Source organism: Nocardiopsis exhalans (assembly GCF_024134545.1).
GTDB classification, from domain to species: domain Bacteria; phylum Actinomycetota; class Actinomycetes; order Streptosporangiales; family Streptosporangiaceae; genus Nocardiopsis; species Nocardiopsis exhalans.
The window spans coordinates 4,979,872-5,006,361 of record NZ_CP099837.1; the positions used below are offsets into that span (position 1 = coordinate 4,979,872).

General features: G+C 64.4%; 28 protein-coding genes. 15 read left to right on the forward strand and 13 right to left on the reverse strand.

Translation table 11 applies throughout. The features are described from left to right. Window positions 1–29 precede the first annotated feature (29 nt). The gene (locus tag NE857_RS22025; RefSeq protein WP_184365137.1) at window positions 30–593 is read left to right on the forward strand and encodes an NUDIX hydrolase; all 564 of its coding nucleotides are present in this window, start codon (window positions 30–32) and stop codon (window positions 591–593) included. A 42-nt stretch (window positions 594–635) separates the two neighbouring features. Further along, window positions 636–1,697: a phosphotransferase enzyme family protein gene (locus tag NE857_RS22030; RefSeq protein ID WP_301184242.1), complete on the forward strand. Its 1,062-nt coding sequence runs from the start codon at window positions 636–638 to the stop codon at window positions 1,695–1,697. Window positions 1,698–2,122: 425 nt separating this feature from the next. Here the strand turns inward: NE857_RS22030 and NE857_RS34345 are convergent, their stop codons facing one another. Together NE857_RS34345 and NE857_RS34350 are read right to left on the reverse strand one after the other, a co-directional pair. After that, window positions 2,123–3,157 (reverse strand): protein-L-isoaspartate O-methyltransferase family protein, encoded by a 1,035-nt coding sequence (locus NE857_RS34345; RefSeq protein ID WP_301184243.1) that lies wholly within the window; start codon window positions 3,155–3,157, stop codon window positions 2,123–2,125. A 22-nt stretch (window positions 3,158–3,179) separates the two neighbouring features. Then, window positions 3,180–3,308, reverse strand: a complete 129-nt coding sequence (locus NE857_RS34350; protein ID WP_281386568.1) for a hypothetical protein — start codon at window positions 3,306–3,308, stop codon at window positions 3,180–3,182. A gap of 251 nt (window positions 3,309–3,559) precedes the next feature. On the opposite strand from NE857_RS34350, the gene NE857_RS22040 reads away from it, so the two are divergent. Both NE857_RS22040 and NE857_RS22045 read left to right on the forward strand, forming a co-directional pair. After that, window positions 3,560–6,832 (forward strand): type ISP restriction/modification enzyme, encoded by a 3,273-nt coding sequence (locus NE857_RS22040; RefSeq protein WP_184365140.1) that lies wholly within the window; start codon window positions 3,560–3,562, stop codon window positions 6,830–6,832. A 69-nt stretch (window positions 6,833–6,901) separates the two neighbouring features. Next, window positions 6,902–7,849 carry an aminoglycoside phosphotransferase gene (locus NE857_RS22045; protein ID WP_254417488.1) on the forward strand — a complete coding sequence of 316 codons (948 nt, stop codon included), beginning with the start codon at window positions 6,902–6,904 and terminating at the stop codon, window positions 7,847–7,849. 2 nt (window positions 7,850–7,851) lie between these two features. On the opposite strand, the gene NE857_RS22050 is transcribed toward NE857_RS22045, so the two are convergent. The 6 genes from NE857_RS22050 to NE857_RS22075 form a co-directional block, all read right to left on the reverse strand. After that, a complete protein-coding gene (locus NE857_RS22050) occupies window positions 7,852–8,724 on the reverse strand; it encodes an aldo/keto reductase (protein ID WP_184365141.1) in 873 nt (290 codons plus the stop codon). 158 nt (window positions 8,725–8,882) lie between these two features. Then, window positions 8,883–10,025: an IS3 family transposase gene (locus NE857_RS22055; protein WP_363319955.1), complete on the reverse strand. Its 1,143-nt coding sequence runs from the start codon at window positions 10,023–10,025 to the stop codon at window positions 8,883–8,885. Between the two features lie 33 nt (window positions 10,026–10,058). Beyond that, on the reverse strand, window positions 10,059–11,303 hold the full coding sequence (gene ltrA / locus NE857_RS22060) for a group II intron reverse transcriptase/maturase (protein WP_254417489.1): 1,245 nt from the start codon (window positions 11,301–11,303) through the stop codon (window positions 10,059–10,061). Window positions 11,304–11,880: 577 nt separating this feature from the next. After that, complete coding sequence (locus NE857_RS22065; RefSeq protein WP_254417490.1) at window positions 11,881–12,273, reverse strand: transposase; 393 nt, start codon at window positions 12,271–12,273, stop codon at window positions 11,881–11,883. Between the two features lie 52 nt (window positions 12,274–12,325). After that, complete coding sequence (locus tag NE857_RS22070; RefSeq protein ID WP_254417491.1) at window positions 12,326–13,393, reverse strand: cupin domain-containing protein; 1,068 nt, start codon at window positions 13,391–13,393, stop codon at window positions 12,326–12,328. A 60-nt stretch (window positions 13,394–13,453) separates the two neighbouring features. Next, window positions 13,454–13,603, reverse strand: coding sequence for a hypothetical protein (locus tag NE857_RS22075; RefSeq protein ID WP_184365143.1), 150 nt, complete (start codon window positions 13,601–13,603; stop codon window positions 13,454–13,456). Window positions 13,604–14,125: 522 nt separating this feature from the next. Here NE857_RS22075 and NE857_RS22080 point away from each other — a divergent pair. Further along, on the forward strand, window positions 14,126–15,301 hold the full coding sequence (locus tag NE857_RS22080; RefSeq protein ID WP_254417492.1) for a methyltransferase domain-containing protein: 1,176 nt from the start codon (window positions 14,126–14,128) through the stop codon (window positions 15,299–15,301). Between the two features lie 205 nt (window positions 15,302–15,506). Here NE857_RS22080 and NE857_RS22085 read toward each other — a convergent pair whose 3' ends face one another. Together NE857_RS22085 and NE857_RS22090 are read right to left on the reverse strand one after the other, a co-directional pair. After that, a complete protein-coding gene (locus NE857_RS22085; protein WP_184365144.1) occupies window positions 15,507–16,043 on the reverse strand; it encodes a hypothetical protein in 537 nt (178 codons plus the stop codon). A gap of 27 nt (window positions 16,044–16,070) precedes the next feature. Further along, window positions 16,071–16,451, reverse strand: coding sequence for a DUF397 domain-containing protein (locus tag NE857_RS22090; protein WP_184365145.1), 381 nt, complete (start codon window positions 16,449–16,451; stop codon window positions 16,071–16,073). 165 nt (window positions 16,452–16,616) lie between these two features. On the opposite strand from NE857_RS22090, the gene NE857_RS22095 reads away from it, so the two are divergent. From NE857_RS22095 to NE857_RS22115, 5 genes are all read left to right on the forward strand, one after another. After that, on the forward strand, window positions 16,617–16,754 hold the full coding sequence (locus NE857_RS22095) for a hypothetical protein (RefSeq protein ID WP_184365146.1): 138 nt from the start codon (window positions 16,617–16,619) through the stop codon (window positions 16,752–16,754). Continuing rightward, entirely contained in the window at window positions 16,751–17,950 is a 1,200-nt protein-coding gene (locus tag NE857_RS22100) for a methyltransferase domain-containing protein (RefSeq protein ID WP_254417493.1), read from the forward strand. The genes NE857_RS22095 and NE857_RS22100 overlap by 4 nt, the downstream gene beginning before the upstream one ends. A 162-nt stretch (window positions 17,951–18,112) precedes the next feature. Next, entirely contained in the window at window positions 18,113–18,766 is a 654-nt protein-coding gene (locus tag NE857_RS22105) for a class I SAM-dependent DNA methyltransferase (protein ID WP_184365148.1), read from the forward strand. A 172-nt stretch (window positions 18,767–18,938) separates the two neighbouring features. Next, window positions 18,939–19,805 carry a radical SAM/SPASM domain-containing protein gene (locus NE857_RS22110; protein WP_254417494.1) on the forward strand — a complete coding sequence of 289 codons (867 nt, stop codon included), beginning with the start codon at window positions 18,939–18,941 and terminating at the stop codon, window positions 19,803–19,805. Window positions 19,806–19,810: 5 nt separating this feature from the next. After that, complete coding sequence (locus NE857_RS22115) at window positions 19,811–20,587, forward strand: protein kinase (protein WP_221318794.1); 777 nt, start codon at window positions 19,811–19,813, stop codon at window positions 20,585–20,587. Window positions 20,588–20,703: 116 nt separating this feature from the next. Here NE857_RS22115 and NE857_RS22120 read toward each other — a convergent pair whose 3' ends face one another. Then, window positions 20,704–20,886, reverse strand: coding sequence for a DUF397 domain-containing protein (locus NE857_RS22120; protein WP_184365149.1), 183 nt, complete (start codon window positions 20,884–20,886; stop codon window positions 20,704–20,706). After that, a complete protein-coding gene (locus NE857_RS22125; protein WP_254417495.1) occupies window positions 20,883–21,692 on the reverse strand; it encodes a helix-turn-helix domain-containing protein in 810 nt (269 codons plus the stop codon). Before NE857_RS22125 ends, NE857_RS22120 begins: the two co-directional genes overlap by 4 nt. 401 nt (window positions 21,693–22,093) lie before the next feature. Between NE857_RS22125 and NE857_RS22130 the strand changes: the two genes are divergently transcribed. From NE857_RS22130 to NE857_RS22140, 3 genes are all read left to right on the forward strand, one after another. Next, on the forward strand, window positions 22,094–22,516 hold the full coding sequence (locus tag NE857_RS22130) for an ATP-binding protein (RefSeq protein WP_184365151.1): 423 nt from the start codon (window positions 22,094–22,096) through the stop codon (window positions 22,514–22,516). Window positions 22,517–23,044: 528 nt separating this feature from the next. Beyond that, complete coding sequence (locus tag NE857_RS22135; RefSeq protein WP_254417496.1) at window positions 23,045–23,992, forward strand: tetratricopeptide repeat protein; 948 nt, start codon at window positions 23,045–23,047, stop codon at window positions 23,990–23,992. Continuing rightward, entirely contained in the window at window positions 23,989–24,780 is a 792-nt protein-coding gene (locus NE857_RS22140) for a helix-turn-helix domain-containing protein (protein WP_254417497.1), read from the forward strand. Before NE857_RS22135 ends, NE857_RS22140 begins: the two co-directional genes overlap by 4 nt. 357 nt (window positions 24,781–25,137) lie before the next feature. Here the strand turns inward: NE857_RS22140 and NE857_RS22145 are convergent, their stop codons facing one another. Next, window positions 25,138–25,287 carry a hypothetical protein gene (locus tag NE857_RS22145; RefSeq protein ID WP_246420281.1) on the reverse strand — a complete coding sequence of 50 codons (150 nt, stop codon included), beginning with the start codon at window positions 25,285–25,287 and terminating at the stop codon, window positions 25,138–25,140. Here NE857_RS22145 and NE857_RS34575 point away from each other — a divergent pair. Further along, entirely contained in the window at window positions 25,232–25,636 is a 405-nt protein-coding gene (locus NE857_RS34575) for a helix-turn-helix domain-containing protein (RefSeq protein ID WP_363319956.1), read from the forward strand. The genes NE857_RS22145 and NE857_RS34575 overlap by 56 nt on opposite strands. 387 nt (window positions 25,637–26,023) lie before the next feature. Beyond that, the gene (locus NE857_RS22150; RefSeq protein ID WP_184365155.1) at window positions 26,024–26,458 is read left to right on the forward strand and encodes an NUDIX hydrolase; all 435 of its coding nucleotides are present in this window, start codon (window positions 26,024–26,026) and stop codon (window positions 26,456–26,458) included. Window positions 26,459–26,490: the final 32 nt, after the last annotated feature.

Sequence of the window (26,490 nt, forward strand, 5' to 3'; positions counted from 1 at the left end):
CAGCTTTGGCCCTGGGGAGGGAGCAGACCGTGGCGATCAGTGACTCCGACATCACAGGCGTGGTAGCCGCCTACCTTGACCGCTACCCCAACGAGGCGGAGTCGATGGCCGAACCGATGCGTTTGCTGGCGCAGGGAAGCAACTTCGCATCCCGGTACACCTTCCCCATGCACGTGACCGTGGGTGCACTGGTGGTCCGCAATGATGAGATCTTGCTGGTCAACCATCTCGCCTATGGCGGGATCCTGTTGCAGCCCGGCGGGCACTTGGAGCCGGAGGATGTCACGCTGCTCGGCGGCGCGGTGCGTGAGCTGGTCGAGGAAACCGACGTCGACCCCAGCCAGATCTCCCCGGCTTCGCATGACCCCGTCTACATCGAATACGGCCGTGTCCCGGCGCGCCCGTCGAGAAACGAGCCAGCGCACTTCCACCTGGACCTCGGATACTCCTTCACCGCCTCAACGCAACTGGAAATAGGGCGCATCCAGGAGTCGGAGGTGACGGGAGCCGCCTGGTACCCGCTGGCTGAGGCCGAGCTCCTGGTCGGGCCACGCATCGCGCGAGCAGCTGCGCCGCCGAGGCGCGGCAACTGATCGGGGGCTGGTGAAGACTTCCTTGCACAGGCGGATGCCCGCATGGACAGGCCCAAGAGGGACCATCCTGTGAACGATGATGTCATCGCGGCCCTGCGTTCTGGGTATGCCCTGTCCCCTGTGCGTTTGGAGCGTATCCATGGTGGTCAGAGCACGACCAACTATCGGGCCATGTGCACTGGCCACGACCTGTTCGTGAAGGTCTATTCCCGCGGTGCCCACCTTGAGGATGAGCGCCAAGCCATCGAGCTCACCCGGGTAGCTGGTGACGACGGTGTGCCCACGCCCCGTGTACGGGGATCACTGGACAAGGACGTCCTGTACCGATCCGGACCGGTCGCGGTATCGGTGTGGGAGTGGATTAACGGCCGCCCCGAGCTCCAAGGGCTCACCCGGCGCCAGCAGGAAGCTGCCGGCCATGCCCTGGGGCAGATCCACCGCACCTTCTCCCGCCACCTGCTCAGCAGGGAGCCCTCTCCTTGGGTGCAGGAGTGGTACGCCCCAGACGTCAACGCCATCCGAAACTGTGCTGAAGGTCTGCTCGACCTGGCTCGGGGAGGACCTCGACACGAGGACTTCGACGTCCTCGCAGAGCGCACTCTCACCGAACGGCTGGCCATGCTCGAAGAGGTCCCTGGCCTGCTGGATGAGGTTCCCCGGGGCTTGACCACACAGGTCTTGCACGGTGACTACACTGCGCCGAACCTGTTGTTCGACGGTGAGGACCTGGCTGCGGTGATCGACTTTCGCCCACCGGTGCCCTACCTGGTGGCTTGGGAGCTGGGACGCATCGCCTTCGATCCGCGAATCATCACCCTGACCGATGGATGGATCGACTCTGCAGCCACACTCATCAGCGCTTACCAGGACACCAACCCCAACGTCGACCTACAGGACGTGCTCTTCTGCGGCCGGGTGATCCTCATCCAGATGTTGACCAGCCTGTACGGAGTCGAACAGCACTACCGCTCCCCGGGCCTGCTCCAGGACGACCTGGACCAGTTCTGGGAGCTACGCCACCAGGCAGCTCGACGTCTGCTGGAGAACCTGGAAACGGTGGAGTCGACACTTCACCGTCTCGCTTCTCGCCCAGAGCGCTGGTGACCGCGGATCTGTTGGCCTAGTAGCCCACGGAGCAGTCCGAGTCCGACGGACTGTGCAGCGACATGTGCCAGGTGTTCACGGGAGTCCCCCAAGATGTCCAGCGAGGCCCCCGTAGAGAGGGTAGACCCCAGAACCTGTGGCACGGAAGGCCAAGCACACACCGGACACTCAACTAGGTGCGCCGTCGCATCGCGGGATACCGCGAAGACAACCACGCTCTGCGGTGGAACATCCTGTGACGGTTGAAGGACAGACTCTGCCGGGTGCCAGGAGTGGGCTCAAGTGCCAGGGGTTCACTAGGTTTCGCTGGGGATACAGTGCTCCGGCGTGTGTCAGACCCGGTTCGCCAGATCGGGGTGTGCACTTGGCCGCCTCCTGTCCGGCCAAGAGCAATCCGACGCTTGCGTAGTCGGCTCGGCCTCTGCCTAGGTGGTGCGTGTGGTCAGCTCCAGCGTCCATCCATCCGCGACGGCGGCGACGTCAGCGTCCAGGTCTTCGATCTGAGGGCAGCCCGTGTTCTTCCATTCCTGGAGCAGGTCTCGCATCGTCTCCAGTGCGGGCGAGTCAGGGGCATCTGCCACCAGCCGGGTCTCGGGGAACAGCGCCACGAACCCCACATGGTCGGGAGTGGTAGTGCCGACCATGGTTTCCTTGCCGCGGTGGGCCATGGTCAGACCGTCCGGGTCGCGGGCGATGACCCAGAGCTTGAAGTGCTCGATCTCGGGCCAGCTGATGCTCACGGGCTCGCTGTGGGGGGCGTTGAGCATGCGTGCGAAGACCCGCTCAGCGAGTTCCTGGTCGCCGGTGGCGGTGATCCAAGGGGCGGAGATGTAGGAGGGGCTGCGCTCGCCGTCAACGGTGCGGGCCACAGTGGCGTACCGGGAGCGGTCCAGTGCCGGGGTGGTCATGGGCACGTACTGGCCGCGGTGCAGGCTGATCCGTCCGGGGGTGTGGGTGTCGGTGATCGTGATGTGGGCCATGGCGGTGGCGTAGGCGATGGGTGCGCACACCAGCGGCGCCACGATGATGCCGCCGGGGCGGACCTGCTCGGCCCAGGCGGTGGGCAGGTGAGGCGGGGTGGTCCAGGCGATGAGCCGGTCGAAGGGGGCCTGGTCGGGGGCGCCGGCGTAGCCGTCAGCGGCCAAAGAGGTGATGGTGGTGTATCCGGCCTGTTGGTGAAGCTGGTGGGCGCGGGTGATGAGGTCGGCTTCCACGTCCACCGACACCACCGCCCCGCCGGGGCCCACGAGTTCCGCCAGGAGCGCGGTGGAGTAGCCCGAGCCGGTGCCGACCTCCAGGACCCGCATTCCGGGTTCGATCTCCAGCAGGGGCAGGTGGCGTTCGATGACCGAGGGCGGGGTGGTCTGGCGGACGGCGCGTTTGTCGGTGCCGCGGTAGTGGGTCTCGTCCACGCGGGCCAGCGCGGCGGTGATGGCGGGTGAAGTGGCGGTGTCGGTCATCGTGTCCGGTCCAGTCGGTGGGTCAGAGGTGGAGGGCGGGGGTCCACGGCCAGGACTCGGTGTCCTCTTCGCCGACGGGAGTTCCGTCGGGGGCCTGGGCCCAGGCGTGGATGGCGGGTGAGTCGAATCCGGCTTCTATCTCTCGCCCCACGACACCGACTACTCGATCAGCAACCTCCACCAGGTCCGCCCCATTCAGAAGATCTGAGCCATAATGATGCCGTGTCAACCTCACCAAACCCCTCTGCCCCCGTCCAGCAGTACGTACGCGACACCTGCCGTATCTTCGGCTCCGGAGTCGGTGTCCCAGAGACCTCCTACTATGGAGTGCTAGAACGACTCCTCAACGCCGCAGGCAGTACGTGCTCACCACCGATTACCGCGGTGCTCCATCCAGGCGACATGGGCGCAGGCATCCCTGACGGAGGGCTGTTCGCTGCCCACCAGCTTCGCCGGGCCGGGGGATCAGGTGCAGCCTTCGAGCGTCAACTCCCTACCCACGGGGCGGTCGAAGCCAAGCCCTTGGAAACCGATCTGAACAAGATCGCTTCCTCAGCTCAGGCAAAGAAGTACCTGCGCCGCTACGGCAAGCTCTTGCTGACCAACTTCCACGAGTTCGCCCTGTGGGAGCAAACAGCAGAAGGGCCGCAGCGCAGGGAAACCTTCACTCTGGCCAGCTCCGCTGAAGAACTTCAGCAGTTGGAGCGCCGCAAGGACTTTCCGGATGTGGCCGCAAGCCTGCACAGCTACCTCAACCGGGTGCTCATGGTCGGGGCACCGATCACCCGCGCTGAGGATCTCGCATTCTTCCTCGCCGCATACGCGCGCCAGGCACTTGACCGCATCGATAAAGGCGATCTGCGGGCGCTCAACCCTCTTCGTAAGGCTCTGGGAGAGGCGCTCGGCCTCACCTTCCAGGGAGAAGAACAGGACCGGTTCTTCCGGTCGACCCTGGTACAAACTCTCTTCTACGGCATCTTCTCGGCCTGGGTCTTCTGGTCGGAGCAGCCCAGAGACGGCACGGAGCGTTTCGATTGGCGCACCGCGAGCTGGCTGCTGAACGTCCCTGTGGTTCGTGCTCTCTTCGACCAGGTCTCCAACGCTTCCCGGCTGCGGCCCTTGCACCTGGGCGAGGTGTTGGACTGGGCTGGGGATGCTCTCAATCGGGTCGACCGTCAGGCTTTCTTCGCCACGTTCGAGTCCAGTGACGCCGTCCTGTACTTCTATGAGCCCTTCCTCGCCGAGTTCGACCCGAATCTGCGCCGCGAACTGGGCATTTGGTACACGCCACGCGAGGTCGTCTCCTACATGGTGGAGCGAGTCGACACGATGCTGCGCCAGGAGATGGACTGTCCCGACGGGCTGGCCGACGAGCGGGTGTATGTCCTCGATCCCTGCGCTGGCACCGGATCCTTTCTCCTGGAGGTGCTGCGTCGTATCCACCGCACTCTCAGTGAGACGACTGGTGACGCTCTCGCCGGCCACGATGTGCGCGAAGCGGCCCTGAAACGAATCATCGGGTTCGAGATACTTCCCGCCCCCTTCGTCGTCGCTCACCTGCAGATCGGCATGTACCTGCGCACTCTGGGCGCACCCTTGGATACCGAAACCGAGCAGCGAGCGGCTGTGTATCTGACCAACGCACTGACCGGTTGGCTTAAGGGAGCAGAGCAGCCCCAGCTCGGTTTCCCTGAACTTGTAGCTGAACGGGATGCGGCCAGCGAGGTAAAGCAGAAAAGTCCCATCCTCGTGGTCCTGGGCAATCCTCCCTACAACGCCTATGCGGGAGTCAGCCCTGAGGAGGAAGGCGGACTCGTTGACGTGTACAAGGAGGGCCTCGCCAGCTGGGGTGTGAAGCGCAGCAACATCGACGATCTCTACATCCGTTTCTTGAGGTTGGCCGAGCGCCGTATCACCGAAGCCCAAGGGGAAGGTGTGGTCTGCCTCATCAGCAACTTCTCCTACTTGAATGACCCTTCGTTGGTGCTGGTACGTAAACGCCTGCTGCAGGAGTTCAATTGCCTGTGGATCGACAACCTCAACGGTGACGCACGCGAGACGGGGAAGAAGACCCCGGACGGACAAAGCGATCCTTCAGTCTTCGCCACCAACCACAACCGCTCGGGGATCAGTGTCGGCACGGCGATCAGCACTTTCGTGCGCCGTCGAAGCCAGCAGGACCAGGCTTCTGTCGTGCTGTACCGGGATTTTTGGGGAAGCGAGAAAAAATCTGACCTGTACCGTAGCCTCACTACCGACCAGCCCGCGTACGCTCCGCTGGTTCCGCTACAGGACACCGCCTACACTCTCCGACCGCAGAACTTGCATCCTGACTACTTCACATGGGCGCGTGTAGACGAGTTGGCTGAGGCTGCTCCCATGCCAGGGCTGCTCGAAAAACGCGGAGGAACGCTCATCGACTCCGACCCCCAAGCCTTGGAGGGGCGGATGCGGCGTTACCTCGACCCGGCTGTGAAGACGGAAGACTTGGGCCAGGACCTAGAAGGTCTCGCACACCCATGGGCTCGCTTCAATCCAGAGAAGACCCGAGCGGCCTTGATCGCCAAGGGCGGCTACGATCCTCATCATCTGCGCCCCTACCTCGTTCGTCCTTATGAATACCAGTGGGCCTACACCGATCCGAAACGGCCGCTGTGGAATGAACCCCGACCGGAGTTGCAAAATATGGCCGAGGAAGGAAGTGAATTCTTCCTCGCCCGACGCAGGGTGCCTCGCGCTTTGGACGGAGCAGCTTTCTATTATAGCCCCAGCATTGGAGACGACCACGCTCTCCATAAGAACGCCTATTACATTCCCACCCGCCTAGCAGGGGAGCGCGAAGACCCGAACGGGCAGACCTCGATTTTTGACACCGGCCAGGAAGCACGCGCCAACCTGTCCACACGTGCCCGGGAGTGGCTTGCCGCAATCGGTGCTGGCGACCCAGACGTTGATGTCACCGTCGGGGAAATGCCGTGGCTGCATGCGCTGGCTATCGGCTTCAGCCCTGCTTATTTGTCAGAGAACTGTGATGGCGGGGGCTTTCACTACCAACGTGTGCCCCTCCCAGCAGACGCAGCGTTGTTGAGAACGGGTGCCGCACTCGGGCGTCAGATCGCAGGACTGCTGACCACAGATACCCCTCTGTCCTCCTTGGTCGGAGACTCGGGTCAACACCTACGCGGGCTGGGGGCGATTACCAGCACCCACGACACTCCGCTGTCACACGAAAGCCTGCGCTTGGTCTCTTGGGCGAGTATTCAGGCCAACAAGGTCTTGCCTGCCAACGGGCGGACGAGCAGCCGGTCGTGGACAGCCAAGGAACACGATCATCTTCAAGCTCTCACTGGCACCTTGGGCCTGCCTCCCACAGCGATAGAACGTCTAGGGACAGCGATGGAGGTGCATCTCAACGGGGATGCTCATTGGTCCGCAGTCCCCTCTGCTGTCTGGGGCTACAAAATCGGCGGATACGCCGTTCTGCGCAAGTGGCTCTCCTACCGTGATGAACGTGTCCTAGGGCGTGCCCTGACTTCGGGTGAAGTACGCCAAGTGACCGCCACGGTCCAACGCCTAACTCTGCTAGTTCTCCTCGAGGAAAAATTGGATTCTTACTACCGAAACGCCCAAGACAATTCCCATGAGTGGCACACAAAGCCACCCTTGACCAGCTGATTTAGACAAGGGAGTTGCATCAAACAAAAATCGCCTTCTCCAGCGAGTCAAAAAATTCTGCTTCGACGCATGGCCAGGAATATCAAACCGAAGCAGCTGGTGCCAAAATTCTTTACGAGAGGGAGGCTCCTCATGGCAAATGTTGCCCCCCAATCTGGCCAAGTCAAGCCTATACACGACATCCATCAGCAGGAACACGAGGACGTTCTCCTGCTAGTGGAACGCTGGTTGGGTGTTGAACTCGACAGAAGCAGTGCGGCCTACGGCAACACCGGGAGCACCGTTGGATTCCGCACGAACACCGGCATGTGGGTGAGGATCCAGTGGCGTCGTGCTGACCGGATGAATGGTCAGTCCTGGACGGGTGCTGAATGTGCTTCGGTACTGACCGGGGTCTCCAAACCACAGCTGCGGCGCTCCGTACGCTGGCAGGACGAGCCTCGGGACGCGGTGTGGCGGGCTGATGAGATGACGTTGGTCAAAGCACCGGTCATCGCGGAGAACGGGAGTATCACCACTGATCCCCAGCTGGGTAACGCCTGGTGGTCTGAGCTGAAGAAGTCCCTGACCGCGCTGGCTTCCCACAGCACTGATCGTGTGGGCATGGGCCAGGCCCACCTGACTCGCCGCCTTACCGAGGTTTTCGGCGACGCTGTAGACACGCATGTGGACGAATGGGGCACCGCGCACGCTGACCTGCATTGGGGCAATCTCACCGCCGCCAAATGTCACCTGTTGGACTGGGAGGACTGGGGGGCGGCCCCGCGCGGCTATGACGCCGCCACCTTGTGGGGTTTCTCTTTGGGAGTGCCGTCGGTCGCTGACCGTGTCCAGAACGAGTTCCGCCAGGACCTTTGTACACGGGCGGGGAGGCTGTCTCAGCTGCTGTTCTGCGCCAACGTGCTGCGGGCCCACGCCCGCAGCGGAAAGACCATGCCCTTCACCGAACCGGCGCGTCACGCAGCTGACTCCTTGATCAGCCAACTGCGGGCAGAACAGGGAGAGGGCCGCGCGTAGCTTCACACGCGTCGGCGGTTGGTGGAAGCGGTGGCCAGCAGGGCTCGGTAGCTGACGATCGCCGAGTCGTTAGCTGGCAGCTGTGCGGCCTGGAGTAGTTCACGAAGATGGCCGAGCTGGTTGGTTCCAACCGCCACACGGCTGACGTTCGGGAGTTCGTAGGAGGCCCGGAAGGCGGCAGCCAGATTCGAGCAGGATGAGTCATCCGAAAGGAACATACGAGCGTTGACCTGGTCCCACACCGGGTCCGTGCTGTGCCCAGCGAACGGGCTCATCCCCCACCTCTGGGCTGGGGAAAGGCCCCACAGCGCGGTAACTGCTTCGATGGCGTGCAGGGTGCGGGAACTGACGGTCAAGCCTGAGCGCGCCATGAACACCTGCGGAGTGGACGTGTCCCCTGTTCCTTCGAGCGCAGGAAGAAGGGGCTGCGGGTTCCACGACGCGATGCCCCAGGAGGAGGTTAATCCGCTGGCCACCGCGGCTTCCAGTTCAGCGCCAGCGTCGGCCAGAACGTCGCTCGCTTGCTGGGGTTCCAAACGTGCGAGGGTGTGCTCGGGGTTGTGCAGAAACACCACGTCCGGGGACACGCCAAGCTCCTCCGCGCTCTCCTCCACGGCCTGCCGCAGCCGCTGCGGGTCCAAGGAGTGCTCACTGCCGCCCCTCCCGGCAGGAAAGAATCCGACCTTGGTGGAGATCGACAGCTCTGGCAGCAGGTCACCCGCACGCTGGGCGAGAGTGTGGTGGGCGGCGAAGCCGAGGTAGTTGTAGCTGGTGTCGATCCGGTGGACTCCGAGTTTCAGAGCGCCTTCGAGAAGGTCTCGTTCATAACGAGACCGGTATAGGCCGAGAACAACTCCGGGGTCAGTTGAGCGCACAGTTCTTCCTTGACCAGGACGTTGGCGAGTTGCGCGGCGTCGACACCTGTTTCCTCGGCGACATCGGCTACGCGCGCAGGGGCTCCGCTGAGGAGCATTCGCAGCGCCGGGGCAGCCTCGGAGTGTGTCAAGTCGAATCGGACAGGGGCAGGTGATCGTCAGGCCGCTTCACGCAGGTCAGCGCTGTGCTGTGCGGTAGGCACGATGTCCGGCTCGTTGATCCACGCGGCCTCGGGAAGAGCAGGAAGCACAGGCCTGCGGGTGAACCGCTGCGGATTGGCCGCGCGAAAGGCCTCAATGGCTTGCGCTCGCTTGTCCTGAATCGCGTGCGCGGTGCCGATATGCACCGTGAAAGGAGTGTGCAGCCCGATCCCGGAGTGGTAGTGCTCGTGGTTGTAGTACTGGAAGAATCTGCGGCAGAACCGCCGGGCTCCCTGAATGGACCCGAACCGGTCAGGAAACGCCGGGCAGTACTTCAGCGTCTTGAAATGCGCTTCGCTGTAGGGGTTGTCGTTGCTCGTCTTCGGCCTGGAGTGCGATTTGGTGATGCCGAGCATGGACAGCAGCTCGGAAACGGGCTGCGATGTCATCGCGGTACCGCGGTCGGAATGGATCACTTCGGCGGCGATCTGGCCGTTGGCCGCGATGGAGTTGGCGATGAACCCTTCGGCGATCTCGCCTGATTCTCTGGTGTGGATTTCCCAGTGCACCACGCACCGGGAGTAGATGTCGATCATGACGTACAGATCGAAGAACCTGCCCGGGCCGGGTCCACGCAGTTTCGTTATGTCATAGCTCCACACCTGGTTCGGGGCGTGGGCCACCAGCTCGGGTTTGGTCTTGGGCGGGTGGGTGGCCTGGGCCCGCCGCTCCCGGCTCTGGCCGCGTTCGCGCAGCAGCCGGTACATCGTGGCCACCGAGCACAGGTAGGTGCCCTCGTCCAGCAGGGCCGCCCACACCTGCCGGGGAGCTTTGTCCCGAAACCTCGTGCTGTTGAGGACTGCGATGATGTGTTCGCGTTCTTCGCTCTCCAGCCGGTTCGGGGGAGGCGTCCTGGCGGGTTCGGTCGGGGCGGAGGGGTTTCGGTCCCGGTTGCGGTAGTGGGTCGAGCGGTTGATGCCCGACAGGCGACAGGACTCTTTGACGCCGGTATGCGGTTCGAGTTGGATTCGTGTGTTCTCGCGAACCTCGGTTACGAGTTCTCCGAGTCCGCGCTCTCGGACACGATCTCCAAGAGCGCGTGTGGTCGGGTGGCCCGGGGGAATCTCACCCCCGGGCTCCCACAGATCCCGGCGTGACAGTCTCCCGTCACCGGGCTCTTATTGTTCTGATCGTCAGGTGACGCTGACCCATTTCCAGTGCGCGAAGAACGAGGGGTGTGATGCTGTGACCTGCCCCCAGCGCTTCGAGGCCTTCTTGTAGGTTCGCAGTCGCTTGTATTTCTTTCGGACCCAGCGCAGCAGGTAGAAGTTGATGCGCTGGAGAAGGGGATACAGTTCAGTGCGGTAGAACGCGCCGTAGTACTGCATCCATCCGCGAATGATGGGGTTGAGCCATCGCGCGAACTCGCCGAAGGTGTAGGTGACGTGCATATGGATCCGCCAGGAGCGGACTGCGGAGCTCATCTTCTTCAGGGCGTCCTTGCTGACTGCCGGCAGGAAGGATGTGAAAACCCTTCCGTGGCGATCTTGTGCCGGACGACGACGGAACGTGAAACCGAGGAAGGTGAACTCATCCGCCTCACTAATACGAGGATTTATTCCGCAGTACACGATTCGCGTCTTGGTCGGGTGTAGTTGCAGCCCGACCTCTTCCATTCTGTTCCCCAGCCTCGCCAAAACCTCCTTGGCTTGACGCTCGGATTGGCAGTGAATGACCGCATCATCCGCGTAGCGCTCGAACTGTACCTCCGGGAACTCCCGGGAGAGCCAGGCGTCGAACGCATAGTGCAAGAACAGATTGGCCAGCACGGGTGAGACCGCCGAACCCTGTGGGGTTCCACGGTCTCGGTCCTGCAAGGTGCCATCGGGTTTCTGTAGTGGAGCGGAAAGCCACCGCTTCACATACAACACAATCCATGCTGCATCAGTGTGGGCCTCAACCGCCTTGATGACAAGGTCCCATCGGACGCTGTCGAAGAACTTGGCGATGTCGAGATCGACAACCCATTTCTTCTTCCAGCACCGCTGTCGGCATACCGCCACCGCGTCCAGGGCCGAGCGTCCCGGCCGGTAGCCGAAGGAGTCGGGATGGAACACCGGTTCCACCCGTTTCTCCAGATGGGCAGCCACCACCGTTTGCGCGATCCGGTCCGCGACCGTCGGCACACCAAGCAAACGGACCCCGTCGTCATGCGCCTTCGGGATCTCCACACCTTTGACCGGAGGCGGGAAGTAGCTGCCTGAGGACATCCGGTTCCAAATCTTGTAGAGATTCCCCTTGAGATCCTTCTCGAAGTCCTCGATCGTGCAGCCGTCCACCCCCGGAGCACCCTGATTCCCTTTCACCTTCAGGTATGCCTCCCAGACTTCTCCTTTCGAAATATCAAACGGTTTACCCGACGACTTCAGCTCGCCCACGCAGCTCCTCCCGAGACCAGCCCGGTTGACCAGACAAACGAACCACAAACAATCCGGCCCCTTCGCTCCACTCCCACCGCGCCAAGCAGGAGCTTCTTCGCTACTACGGACCGGTCCGTCAACACATCCCGCATCGGTACTCAGCCTCTTACGGGTTCACCGCTTGAGGTTCTCCCTTACGCGGCCTCGTCCAATTCGGGTACGGCCGCAGCATCGGGACGTGCCTTCCCACGTTCCGCACGGGACCGGCAGTCCGGGCTCACGTCGCCTCCACGCCGGGCACCGCCTGGCCAATAAGCGGGTTGCCGCCAGGCTCATCCCGGGGCAAAAAGTAACCCCCGGTTTTGATGCCGCTTAATCCTTAACGACGCGTCAACAGCGTCCCCTCTGCGAGGGATTTGCGCTCCGTCTTCCCGGACCCCACCTGACATCTCTAGGATGCCTTTTCCACATCGCTCACCACGGTCGCGTCACCGCTTCCGCAGCATGTGGCGGTTTGAAGCCTCCCCCGCAGGGCGGCTTCGAAGGGCCAATCCTTCATCTCCCGTGCAGCACCGCGTTCAACCGCTTATCTACCTCAAGCGGCCTCCCGCGTTCGTGGCACACCTTTTCCCAGGATTTCCATGGCTGCCTCGGTCTGGGTCAGCTTCTTGGACATCCGGGCGTTGTCACGCTCAAGTTTGGCTTTCTCCCGGCGCAGCTGTTCCAGTTCGACCTGTTCAGGTGTCTTCTTTCTGGAAGTCGCCCCGGCCGGTGAGGTGCTCAGTTCGCCGCCATCTCTCTGTTTGCGCCAGAGCTGGATGCTGGAGTCGTAGAGTCCTTCCCTGCGCAGCAGGGCGCCTTTCTCGCCGGCGGGTGCGGTGTCGTATTCCTCCAGGACCCGCAGCTTGTAGGCGTGGGTGAAGGTCCGGCGCTTGGGCCGGGTGGCTCGAGGCCCTTCATCGTTGGTGTGGAGGTCGTGGTTGGTCATCGTCACGGTGGTGGTTGCCTGTTCTCGCCCTGCTTGTGCCAGTTAGTGAAGGTTATCCCTTGGTGTCCCACTTGAGCCTGACACAGAGGGCCTTGGCGGCGAAGGTGATCTTTTTGCCTGCGGCCTGGACAGTGACAGCGCCACCATCCTCGCGAACGTGTGGGGGAAATTCGGTCACGCACACCACGTCGGTGAGATTCCCGAAGATCGGCAGGTGGGGAACGTGCCGTGAAGCTGGACGCTGCTCTTCCCGGGCGGAGAGGAACTCCGAGGGGGTGTGGGCCTTGAGTAGTTCTGCGGCGGCCTGGGTGAGCGCCTCTTGCTGGGCCTCGATGGATGCGCTCGTGCTCCACCGTTCCAGGTCATGGCGGAACAGCTCGTGTTCGCGGGCCCGGTCGGCGAGCCATGCGATCCAGTTGGCTCCTGCGCGCTTGACGAAGCCGAAGGTGGCGTGGAGGCTGTAGCCATCTCCCCGGTCGGTGCGGGTGGCCTGGTGCCAGTAGCCGCGGGGGATGTGCATGACGTCGCCGGGGCGCATGGTCCCGGCCCAGAGCACGTCCTCGGGGGGCTCGTTGTTGGGTTCGGCATCCCGGTACATGGGTGCGACTCGGGAAGCGCCGCGCACCTCCCAGCTTTTCTCTCCTGCGAGCTGGATGATCACCACGTCATGGTCGTCCCAGTGGAGGGAGAACCCGGCCGCGTCCTGGGTGGTCAGGTAGGTGTTGACCTGGACGAGTTCATGCGACCACCACTGCAGGGCCCGACATGCCACTTCCATGGTGGGGTCGAAGAAGTTCACCTCGTCGAGTACCAGGGTGCAGCCATCGTCGAGCAGGCGGCCGAGTCTGCGCATATCGGGGATCCGGATGCTCTGACCGCGACGGCTCACCGAGTCGCTGAGGAACCGGGACGGATGGAGCTCCTCTCCCGCGCGAAAGCACCGGAACTGCGGGGCCGACAGGCTGCGTCTCATGATGAGGTCGAGCAGCTTGTGCGGAGTCAGCAGTCGAGTGGGGAGACTGGAGTCGCTCACGCTCCCGCGCGTGAATTCCTTGCCCAGCATGCTTGGCCCTGGCCAGCTGAGTGCCTGCTCGATCTCCCGCACGAACCGGTGTTCCATGGGTCCCTTCCAGGATTAACGCTTGCCGAAGCTCGGAGAAGATTTTGTTTCCGGGAAACGCTAGGGCTCGACGTGGGCGAATCCGTCGCGGTTTTCTCCGTCGTCGCCCACCGAGGTTCCCGTGGGATCGGAGTGCTCAGCATCGAAGCGGTCGTGGACTCCAGCCAGGACCTCTACGTTCATCACCAGGTCGCCAGAGGGGGCACTCATGACTCTCTCCTTTTCCGTCAGGGGTGAAGCGACATGAGGATATTTTCAGCCTTCCATGGAGTCAATAGGACATCTAGCACCAAAACCTGTAACCACAGGTCGCCGACTTGTCTTGGTTTCATGACTGTCGCACCAGTTGTTCTTCAGTTGAATAAATAGAACTAGTGGTGCTGATGTGAAAGTCGCTCCGGCCCGCAACAGGGCACATCTGGGATGATCTTCGGCTCTACCAGGCAGGTGCAGAAGTTTGCGCTCGCCCATGACAGCGGCCTCGCCCGAGCTGACACGTTTTCCCTCCCTCGCACCTGCCCACACATCACAGACCGGTTCCGGACAACTTCATAACGCAGAGTCACAGAAGAGCTACCGTCACCCTGTACCGTCTCCCCTCACCCCTGGAAGAGCTGACATGGGCAAGCACAGCGACGCAGACAAACCCCCGGACCAGCGCGGCGACCCCAAGGACAATGACTCCCAGCACCCCAGCCCGCACGGCGGCGGCGGAGAGAAACAGGGCAAGTAGTGGCCGATCCCCACATCGAGCGGCGGGCCGCCCTCGCCGCTCTCCTCGCAGAGCGCGGCATCCTCACCGACCCAGCCTGGCGCCAGGCTCTGGAAAGGGTGCCGCGGCACGACTTTCTCCCCGACACCGTGTGGGGAGAGGACCTTGACGCCGGCGACGGCCGCCTCGTTGCTGTGGCCCGCTCACACCTGAACTGGTCCCGCTGGGCCTACGATGACGTCTCGGTCATCACCCAGGTCGATGACGGCCGCCCCTGTTACCCGGATGGGCGCGGTGAGCGGGCCACCTCTTCGGCCTCCCAGCCCTCTCTGGTCGTCGAGATGCTCCAGGCCCTGGACGTGAGCGAGGGTATGAGCGTGTTGGAGATCGGCACCGCGACCGGGTATAACTGCGCACTGCTGTGTGAGCGGCTCGGTGACGAGCACGTCACCTCCATCGAGATCGACCCGGCTCTTGCCGAGCGGGCGCGAAGGAACCTGGCGGCGGCCGGATACAAGCCGAACCTGGTCGTAGGAGACGGTGTCGGCGGGGTCCCGAGCCGAGCGCTCTACGATCGCGTTCTCGCTACCGTCGCGGCCCACGACATCCCCGGTGCGTGGATCTCCCAGACCCGGCCCGGCGGTGTCATCGTCACTCCCTGGGCGACCGGATTCGCGACCACCGGCCTTCTGCGGTTGACCGTGGACGACAACGAAACCGCGCACGGGCAGGTCAGCGGTGATGCTCCGTTCACGTTGCTGCGCGACCAGCGGGTGCCAGCCGGGGGCTGGCGGGACTACGTTGACGAAGGCGCCCCGGGAGCTGTTGAGTACCGCACGACCTTCAACCCCATGCCGGTCTGCGACGCTGACCCGGCTGGGGGCCTAGCCCTGGTGCTCGGGGTGCTGGTCCCCCACTTGAGTACGGTCCGCTACCCCGCAGCGGACGACAGCGGCGAGGCCACCGTCTACCTGTACGACAGGCGTGGTTCGTGGGCCCTGGTCGAGTACGTGCCCGCTGACAGCGACTACGAGGCGCACCGCGGCGGGCCCCGCGATCTGTGCGCGGAGATCGACAGAGCCCACCGCGTTTGGGAGGCAGCGGGGAGACCAGGCCGTGACCGGCTCGGAGTGAGCGTGACGGTCGGGGGCGACCAACGGCTGTGGGTGGACACACCTCACACCCCCGTGGCTTGACCCTCCCCAACGCCACCGCCCTTCAGGAGGCTGCTGGTACCGCGGAGACTCATCGGCGGTCGTCCAGCATCCCCAACGGACAGGGAGCACGCACTCCTGAAGGGTGTGCGCAGAGGGGACCCTCAAGCCGGGCAGTGCCCTTCCCGATCGTTCTGGAGTAATTGGCAAGACTTGTGGTTCGAGAGCGTGTGGGTGTTCGGTACTCCTACTCACCCCGCCGCGGTTCGAACTCCGCGGTGAACTCCTCCCAGAGCCCGCCGATGTCCTCGTGCAGGCTGTCGAGGTGGCGGTCCGTGTGTTCACCGGTCGGCGTGGACTCCACCAGGCACCAGCCAGGAAGTTCGTCGCGGAGCTCCCTTGGCGGGTATCCGTCGGGATCCTGCGGGTCGTGGTCGACGAAGTCGGAGTCTGCCAGCCGATAGGCCAGGTCGAAGGCGGTGGCATGGGCGACTCGACTGGCGAAGAGCGCCAACGTCCGTGGCTCGATGCCCGCAGCCTCGAACTGCGCCAGCGCGTCGGGGCTTCGCGGATCGGCGAGCAGCTGCTCCACGGCGCCGGGCTGCTCCCACTGCGCCACCACCTGCCGGACACAACGCAGAAACAGGAAACGGGCCAGCTGCGGAATGTCCTCGCCCATTTCGGAGTCGGCCCAGGCCTGCGGATCCGCCGCACCCAGAGCCGTGAAGACCCGGATCAGGTGGGCATGGCGCTCCTCAGGGTCCTGATGAGTGTTACCAGTCATGGGCTCAGCATGCCAGGAGCATTGCTCTCAGTTCTGGCGGCGGTGGTATTCGGCCATGGCTTCCGGGGTGTTCAGCGGGGAGGGCACCCAGGCCGCTTCGACCTCGGTCTGGCCGCGCTGGATCTTGATCTCCTCCTCGGTGAGGTACTCCTCGGGGATGTCGAACTCACCGTCCCGGGCCCCGAGGACGAAGGCTTCCCACTCGGCGGGGGTGAAGAAGAGGGTGCCCTTCTCCGAGGACTTGCCGTCCCGGACGGCGCGGAAGCCGTCGTCGAACTCGGCGACTTCGACGATCGCTTCGGCGTCGGGGTTGGATAGGGAGGAGCGCATCCAGAGTGCGTCGGTGGTGTCGTGCCACTTCTCGTTGCCCATGGCCTCGGGCGGCAGTTCCTGCTGGGTGTCGGTCATGGAATTGCCTTTGCATGTCGGATGGTGTTTGGGGACACGGGGGCCGAGGTGAAGGGTAACCCGGCTGGGGTGGGTGAGTTGGCCAGTTCCAGCCAACCCTGCGACAGCCCAGCCACTCCGAGTTACTGTGCAGGGGTTGACCCCCTAGCCGGACGGAGCACACACGTGGGCAAGCACGGAGACAAGGACAAACCGACCGACTCCGGGTCCGGCGGGTCCGGTGGGAGCGACGGCGAGAAGCCGAACGAACACGGCAACGAGGGCTTCCCCTCCCCCTCTCAGGACGGGCAGCGCCCCACATGACTACCACCCCACCCGGGGCCGGGCTGGCCCGAGCCCTGGCCACCACTGGCACCTTGACCGACCCTCTGTGGCACCGAGCAGTCCTCGCCACCGACCGATCCGCCTTCCTCCCCGAGACGATCTACGGACCCGACCCAGCCCACCCCGGGTGGGAGTGCCCCATCACCCGCACGGATCCACGATGGGACCGATGGGTAGCTGGCGACTTCGCTCTCGTCACCCAGGTCGATGACGGCGAACCTGTGGGCGAGGACGGGCGGGGACGGTTGCCGACGTCCAGCATCAGCCAACCGTCCCTGGTCCTGCGGATGCTCCAGGCCCTCGACGCCCGGGAGGGTCACCGGGTGTTGGAGATCGGAACGGGCACCGGCTACAACACGGCCTTGTTGTGTCACGCGCTGGGTGAGGACTCGGTGGTGTCGGTCGAGATCGACCCGGGGCTGGCCGAGACCGCAGTGAAGAATCTCGCGCAGGCCGGCCACCACCCGACGGTCGTGGCAGCCGACGCGGCCGGGGCCCCGGAGGTTGGCGAGAACGAGTTCGACAGGGTGTTGTCGACCGTCGCGGCGCGCGGTGAAGTCCCGTTCTCGTGGGTGGAGCGGAGCGCGAGGTACGGGATCATCGTGACCCCGTTCGAGGTGGGCAACACACCCGGGGTCCTGCTGAAGCTCCGGGTTCACGGGGACAGGACCGCGACCGGGCACTTCATCGGTGACGCTCCGTTCATGGTGCTGCGGTCCCAGCGGCCGGATCAGCGCCGGGTCCGTGAGCTGGTGGACGAGGACGCGCCAGGGGCGACGGACGGTCTGATCGAGTTCAACCCGAGGGTGGTCGCCTACCGCAACACCGGGTGGCAACTCGCCTTGGGGCATCTGGTGCCGGACCTGCGCTACGCGGTCTACGAGGCAGCCGAGGAGCGTCCGGAGTGGGCTGGGGAAGCGACCGTCTATGTGGCCACACCGGACGGGTCCTGGGCGCTGGGCGAGTACACCCCCGAAGGTGGCCCATACGAGACCCGTCAAGACGGGTCCCGGGACCTGTGGGCCGAGATCGCCGCTGCGTGGGATGAGTGGACCCGCTTTGGCTCCCCCGATCGGGACCGGTTGGGGGTCACCGTGGGCGAACACTGGACACACCTGTGGGTCGATACCCCGGCTGGTGTGCTGAACCCGAAACAGCGAAAGCGCTCTCGCTAGGGTTGAGCCGTCGAGGTGGTCCGGGTTATGGCGTGGTTCTTAACCCGCCGGCACTCTGACCCCGTGCGCACAATCGGCCTCTTACTCTGTTCCCCTGCCGCCGCACCGGTGACGTGGCTACCGTGGGCCGGACCCTGCACTCCCAACCCACGAGAACCACTCATGGCCTACCCGACCTCCACGGTGACCGAGTACTGGGACCGTTACGCCAGCGGTGTCAATGCCGAATCCGACCTGGAAGCGGCGTTCGGATGGACTCAGTGGGACGGGCGCGGGCCGGGCTGTGAACTGCTCGGCGACCCCGGCTCTGCGTTGGAGCTGGGGTGTGGCCGCAGGGTCGAGGTCGCTGCCCTGGCCCGAGCCGGGATCAAGGCCGAAGGCGTCGATGTCTCACCCGTCCAGGTGGAACAGTCGCGCGAGCGGTGGCGACCGTTGGGGGCCAGCTTCCACCAGGGCGACGTGATCGCGTTCCTGGAAGCAGCCGAGCAGCGCTGGGACGCGATCTACTCGGTGTGGGGTGCGGTGTGGTTCAGCGACCCGCGTGTGCTTCTGCCGCTGGTGCGGGAGAGGTTGGCACCGGGCGGGCGGTTGGTGTTCTCCCATGCTGAGCCGGTCCCTGGCTCGTCGGGGCCGCAGGGGATGTACGGGGGCGGGTTTCGAGGGCGGCGGGTGTGGCTGCACCAGTGGGCCGCTACACCGGAGGAGTGGGAGGAGCTACTGCAAGCGGCCGGGTTCGTCGGTCCCCGGGTGTGGGTCGAGCCAGCTCCGCAACCAGACCACGTGGGCACCTTGATCGGGGTGGCGCACCAGGGTTAACCCTGTTCAATACGTCGCCAGCGGGGTGAATGGCAACCCGGCTAGCTGGGGTGGTCTGCGGTTGGCCGCTTTCAGCCAAACCCGCGACAACCCAACCACACACCGTTACGATCATGGCGGCCCCGTCTCCCCAGATGGCAACACACCTCAACCCCGATGGAGAAGAGGACACGTGACCATCACCCCCGACGCCCCACCCCGAACCCGCCCCGGAATGCTCTGGCTCGACCTCACCCGCCAGTGCCAACTCGAATGCGCCCACTGCTACAACAACTCCGGACCCAACGGCGACCACGGCGAGATGACCCGAACCGACTGGTTCCGCGTGGTGGACCAGGCCGCCGACACCGAAACCCGCCACGTCCAGCTCATCGGCGGAGAACCGACACTCCACCCCGACGCCCCAGCGATCGCCGAGCACACTCTCGGGCGCGGGCTGAACGTGGAGGTGTACTCCAACCTCGTCCACGTCTCCCCCGCCTGGTGGGCGCTGCTCCAGCACTCCGGCATGTCGCTGGCTACCTCCTACTACTCGGCCGCCCCGGCCCGGCACAACCTGATGACCGGCCGCCCTGCTTCGCACCGCCACACCCGGGCGAACATCGTCCGCGCACTGGAACTGAGGGTGCCGCTGCGGGTTTCGATCATCACCCCAGACAATGAAGGGGTCGAGGAGACCCGAGCCGAACTCGAAACCCTCGGAGTGCGATGGATCGGCGTTGACCACGTTCGCCCCTATGGGCGAGGAGCCCAAGGGCAGGAACCCGACTGCTCCGGGCTGTGTGGGGCGTGCGGCAACGGTCGTGCCTCGATCGGACCGGACGGCACCGTGTCCCCGTGCGTGTTCTCCACGTGGATGAGCGCGGGCAACGTCCTCCAGGAGCCGCTGGCAGATATCCTGACCGGCCCCGACATGACCCAAGCCCGAAACGAGATCACAGCCGGAAAGAACGACCCGCCGCCAAACCCCATCCCTTGCGAACCGGACCGCTGGTGCTGCCCCGGAGTCCCCGACAGCGGCTGCACACCTCGAAGGTGACGACCATGGAACTGCCGTACAAGGACCTCATCCTGCCGTACACCGGCCCCATCACCGACATGCGGCCTGTCCAAGGCGGCAGCGGGTTCTCCACCACCGCGCTGGTCACCAGCGGAGAAGGCGAGTTCTTCGTCAAAGGGGTACCGAACCGGCCCGGCGGACGCTTGGACTCCGTGGTCCGGGAGGGCCTGATCAACCCAGCCCTAACCGGCATCGCACCGACCCTGCGCTGGAAGGTCGAGGGGCAGCCATGGTTCGTGCTCGGGTTCGACGTGGTCCAGGGCCGGGTTGCCGAGTACACACCCGGCGAAGACCACGACCTGTCCCAGGTGGTGGGGCTGATCGACCGGATCGCGGCGGTGGAACTCCCCTCGGAAGCGGCAGGGTGGGCGGAAAGCCGGTGGGATCGGTTCACCGACACCCCCCAACTCTTGGCCGGCGACACGCTCCTGTACACCGACATCCAGCCTGACAACGTCCTCATCGGCGCTGACCGATCGTGGATTGTGGACTGGGAGTGGCCGACTGTCGGGGCCGCGTTCCTGACCCCGGCGTGCCTGGTGGTGCAGCTCATCGCCTCTGGGCACACCCCCGCCGAGGCTGAAACGTGGGTGGACGGCTGTGAGACGTGGAAGGCCGCGGACCCCGAAGCCATCAACGCGTTCGCGCGGGCGCATGTGGGGATTCAGCGTTGGGTGGTCGAGGCGAGGCCCGAAGAGGAGTGGAGGAAGTTTATGTTGGCGGCTGCGGAGGCGTGGGCAGAGCACCGGGGCGTGCGGTAGACACGTTCGGGTCTTTGGTCCTGGTGGTGTGTGACGCCTCCGGGGTAGCCTGTGCCCGCTGAACATGGACCAGCCCCGCCCAATACACCTGGGCGGGGCCGGTTTGCGCTGTCGGACTACTGGCGGCGCGCTGCCGCCACCATGGCAGCCCACTCCGTAGACGGGGCTTCGAGGTAGCCCAGCTGACGGTTCTGGGTGTCACGGAACCGCGTCGCCGTGGGGCCCTCCGCGACCTCTACACAGTCGCCGCCACGTCCGTCACTGTGGGATGACTTGTGCCAGACCCACTCTTCGTTCATTTCAAGCCCTTCATGATGTTTTGGATCAGCTGAATGGACCGGATGGGCGACAGGGCCTCTGCTTGCAACGCCCCGAACAGCTCCGCCATCTCCTCGATCTCATCACTCTTGTCGTAAGCGGTTCCACCCAGGGTGTGTTCCATCCGCACAAGCTTGCGGTTGTCACGCATCGTCATCAATCTAAACGGTGAGCACAGACCACAGTGCTTCCGGACCTCGTCAGGGATCACCTGAAACCGGATCGTATCGTCTTCGGCCAACTGAACGATGTGCTCCAGCTGCTCGTACATGATCCGCTCATCACCGACAACCCTGTCAACGACGATCTGGTCCACCACGAACCAAAGGATGGGCCGCTGCGGTTGCAGGTTCGGCAGCCTGCTTGCGCGGAGCTCAACTACCTCCTCGATCTCCTCGCGAGACTTCTGGACCTGTCGAGCAGTGACGAGCACCCGTGTGTACGCGGGGATCTGAAGCAACCCCGGTATGAGGATGGGGTGGTATTCGCAGATCTTCCAGGATCGGCGCTCGGATTCCAGCGCGTCCTTGAACCACGGCAGGACGTCCTTCTCCTCGACGATGTCCAACCATTGTTGCACCAGTTCACCATCGGTAGCGAAGATCCTGTCCAGTTCGCGAACATGTGCCCTGATTGGGACTCTTTTCGCTCTTTCCAAGTGCCCAATCATCCCCCCGCTCAGGGCCAGCTTCTCACCAACCTCTGCCTGAGAAAGCCCAGCTCTCTTGCGGTGTCGGCGCAGCGTCGTACCGAACGGTTTCCATTCGGGTAGCACCTTGTCACTCATGGCCCCAGCTAACTACGAAAAGGGACCCCCTACAACCCCACTACTACATTGGGGTCCTTATCGGTTGTATCACTGGCCCTCTGACCTGCGACTTGGCATAGTCGCCATCAGGCACCAAGGTGCCGTCTCTCCGGCTCGAATGAATCGGTGAGGCTCCAGCTCAGCGATTCCCGTCTGGGGAGATGGGGGGTTCTGAGCTGGACGGTCACCCCACGGATGTCACGGTTCGTGGGGTGACCACCCCAAACACCCCGCCCTGCACCGGGCGGGAACACGTCGGCCCGCCCCAGCTGGGAGGCAAAGGCGGGCCGACCCCGAAACAGCAAAAGCCCCGGGAGCCGAAGTCGAGAGCGGCCACCGGAGCTGTAACCCCCACCCCGACGTAACCGAGGTGAAGACGAATGCAGTGTACCGCCCCCAAACCCCGCCAGAACAGGGCTGAACGGAAAGCCGACCAGATCTTCCTCGGTATCCCGCAGAACGTGCGGGAAGCCCGCGCCTGGGTGGAGACCACCCTCAAGGAGTGGGGCGTCGCCGAACCGGACCCGCTCACCCTCGTCGTCTCCGAGCTGACCACCAACGCTGTCACCCACACGCTCAGTGGTCGCCCGGGCGAAAAGTTCACCGTCAGTCTGGCCGTGTTCGAGGATCGGGTCCGCGTCAGGGTCAAGGACGCCGGCCCCAAGCCCGGCCGGACTCTCACCATCCGCAACCCCTCGCTCGAATCGAAGCACGGTCGGGGTCTGGTCCTGGTGGACATGCTGTCCTTGTCCTGGAAGCCGCTCGCCGTGGGCAGCGGCGTGCAGGCGGAGATCGCTCGATGAGCGCCTGGGTCGTGACCATGGTGTCCACACGCCAGGACCTCCACCTGGACCAGGAACGGACCTGAGAGAAGAGGCGCTTGGCCGTGCTCGGCAACGCCCCCAGGCCCGCTCTCGCGGGCCTGACCCGAGACCAGGCCACACGAGCAGATGGCTCCTGATATCAGCGTGGCAACCCGACCCAGCCTCAGGGCGCCACACCTTCTCTAGAATTTCGCGAAAGGCGTGGTGAATGATGTTGACGGCACCGCCGCTCCCCCAACGCCCCAGTCTGCCAGCCGGATACATTCATCGGCGCCTTCCCCGTACGCCTTCCCGGCCGTGTACTGACTACCTGGCACAGCGACAGCAAATCAGGCCCCGCGACGTTTTCGTGGCGGCCGCGCACCAGGCCGCAAGCACCCACGGGCGCCCTTCTCCTGTTCAGGAACACGACGGGGAATGGTCGCAGTTGGCATCCCTGGTACGACAAGTCCTGGACCTGCGGGGCCGTGGCAACCCCGCTCGCGCCCCAGCGAATGGAGCTCTGCGATGAGCAGCTGTACCCCGTGGGTGGTGAGTCGGGAAGCCGCCACCGCTGCGGCCGAGAACTTCGTCGCCGACCATCTGGCCTTGGCCCGCGCCGCTGACCGCCATCTCGACCCCCACCGGCAGCTGCTCTGCCCGGAAGGGCTCGACGCTGCGCTCTTTCCCAACTACGACGAGGCCCTGTCCTGGTCGGCACGCAACTCCGGGGTCCTGGCCGCAGCCGCACGCACCGCCCACGAGCTGGACCTGCACGAGCAGACCTGGCAGTTGTGCGATGCCCTGGGCACCACGGCCAGACTGCTGTTGGACATGCAGCTGTGGTGCATCACCGGTGAGCTGGGTGTGTCCTCCGCGGCTCGGTGCGGCTCCGCGCCGCACGCCCTGATGCTCACTCGCCTGGGGTCCTGCCACCGGCGGATCGGGGACCTGGATCAGGCCGAGAAGAGTCTCCTGCGCGCCGAAGCACTGTGGAAGCAGACCCAGGACAGGGTCGGCTTGGCGTGGGCCCGCGCCCAGCTGGGGCAGCTCTTTCTGGGCCGCGGTGACGCCACCTTGGCCTCGGCCCAGCTCGGCCGGGCCTTGGACGGTTTCGCCGACGTCGGTCTGGACCGGGGGGTGTGGATGGTTCACCGCAGGCTTGGCGAGGTCGCGCTCATGGTGGGTGACCGCACCAAGGCCCGCTCCTATCTTGAAGGGGCTGTGTCCTGGTTCGACGATCAGGGCGATCACTACCAGGTCGTGCGCACCTCGATGTCGCTGGCCCGTGCTCACGCCGAGACCGGTCACCGCGATCAGGCGTTCGGTGTGCTCACCCACGCCGAGGAAACTGCCCGCACTCAAGGGTTGATCGCGCACGCCGAACAGGTGCAGGCACTAGCCGCAGCCCTGACCGCAGGCGGAATCGGCGCGCTCCGGCAGCCCAGTGTGTTTGAGCAGGTGGGCCGCTCATGATCCTCAGCAAGCTCCTGCGCCACTCACGACAACGACGCGGCTGGTCCACCACAGACCTGGCCGCCGCATCAAACACTTCTGCCTCACTCGTGGAGCACCTGGAAGCCGGTCAAGGCCTGCCCGGCTGGGGGCAAGCCCTTCGGGTGATGTTGGACGTCCTCGACATCACGCCCGACGTGGTGTGGCGCCATGCTCTGGCCGAGGCCACGTCCGCTCGCGGCCCGGTGGAGCTGGGGTGGTCCCCGGTGTTCCTGGATGTGGTGGTCGTCGCCGGTCCCGTCCCGAACGTGCGGGCCTTGGAGGAGCTGCTGTCAGAAATCGCAGAGCGCGTTGACCGCCCGCCCGGCCTCATCGTGGTCCGCGACCCGCAATGGGCCGCTGATGGCGAGCGCGCGGCGTTTGAAGTCGCCGCAGACCTGAGCAGCTGCTACGGCCCCTCCTACCAGGTTCGCGCCGGCGCGACGGTGGCGCTGATGTGGGATCCGAGCCTGATCACGCTCACTCGCTGGCAGCCCGACCCCGTCCACGCCCAGATGACGATCCCCGCGGGGAGCGCGTTGACCCTGACCGCTGACCCCGCCCACACCCCGACCCCCGGGGCGGCGGTGCTCATGGTGTCGCCGAACCCAGGGCCGAAGCCCAAGGGGAGCGAGGCGAGCTGCCACGTGAGGGCTTGTCCTACCTTGCGCGAGGCCATCATCCCTGGCTCCCACCAGGTCGGCCCTCACTGCACACGTCTCAGCTTCCTCCTGCCTTTGATGCACAAAGGAGTGCAGACATGGAACTGACCGCACCACCACGGCCCCACCGCCACACCCTCTGTTCCCGGCTCCGCACGGGCATTCGATGCCCCCGACTGAGGTGGGACCGTCAAACCGTTCGCCCCGGGCATGAGGCAAGAAGGTCCCATCAGCTTCGCTCCTGCTCGGTGTTGTCCAGTAGGGGCCGACGTCAGCGCTGCTGACAGAGCTTCATTCCACCAGGTCCGTGGAAGCGAGCTGGTGGGCAGAGACACCCCTTGCAGTGGGGCCCTGAGCGAGGAGCCGAGAACCGATGGATGTGTGCACCAACTGTGGGCGTGCCCGCGGCAGCCAGGCCAAGGACTCCTCATGCGTGTGCATCCCCGCCGCGATGTGGAAGTTGCCTCAGATGGTGGCCGCCGTTGAGCGTTTGGACATCGTCGCGATCATCCGCGTGCTGCGCTCACATCTGTTGACCAGGCATTTGTCCCAGAGCGCGTTGGCGCGCCTGACCGGCACCAGCCAGGCCACCATCTCGATGTGGGAGTCGGGCAAACGCTCTCCCGATCGACGGCGCGCGATCCTGGTCCTGCAAGAGCTCGGGACGCCCGGTGCCGCTGGGGAGCGGAGTTGGCGTCTACCGGATGAAGCTCCCTCTGAACCCTCTGAAGGTCTTGCTCAGGCGTTGCGGGTGGTCATCACTGCTCCTGTGCCCATCGACGTGCAGGTGAGTTCGCACACCGACGAGGGTCCTCTAACAACAGCTTCCTTCCTGGTCCAGGGGGAGCACCCCCGCTTGGTGGTCACCCCTTCCAGCAGCTGGGGCATCACTACCAGCCCTTCGGGGGTCACCACCGCGTGGGTTGCTTTGGAGAACCCGAAACCACCCCCACCGCTTAGATGACCCTATGAGGGCGATGCTCCAGAGCGCTGAACATCTTTGACCACGACTATCTCAGCCCAAGAAAACCGGAAAGGTAGCGACTCAAAAATTTCACAGGACAAATGCTCCACCTCCACCGAGGTGGCTAAGAGTGATTTCGAATTACATGCGCCCACCCCAAGAGCTGATCCCGCCTGAAGAAGTCGATCCAGTCCATTTGCCCCACTTTCTGCACCTATTAGAGTTTCGATGCACAACCGGACGGTTGTGTCATGCGAGCTCGGAAAGCTAGTATCGGCAGGGCTTTCCGGTGATGCCGACCCGTTGCCACAGCGACATTCGGTCGTGCATGATGATGCCGGAAACAGCACTCTTGTAGATATCCAGCTGTCGAATCGGGGTTCTCGCGTGTCACCAAAGACCACCAAGGAAAAGGTTCTCTGCTACATCGTTCGCGATGGAAAGCTGCTGGTTTTTCGGCACACCGACTACTCCTACGAAGAGGTCGGCATCCAGGTTCCGGCAGGCAGCATCCGCCAAGGGGAAACCCCCGAGGACGCCGCTCTGCGCGAGGCGGGGGAGGAGACCGGGCTGAAGAACTTCACGATCGTGCGCAAGCTCGGTGAGACCGAGTACGACATCAGCCCGTACCGGTTCGAGCTCCAGCACCGGCACGTTTTTCACCTGGATTTGGCCGATCCCACCCCGGAGCGGTGGAAGAGCCAGGAGGACCACGACGGCGAGCAGGAGCCCACGCACTTCGAGTGCTTCTGGATCCCGATCGAAGCGGCCCACATCTTGCAGTCCGGCCAAGGCGCGCTACTCGGACGCCTGTTCGATTAGCCCCTTCTCGTAGTAGCCCTAGGAGGCAGCCG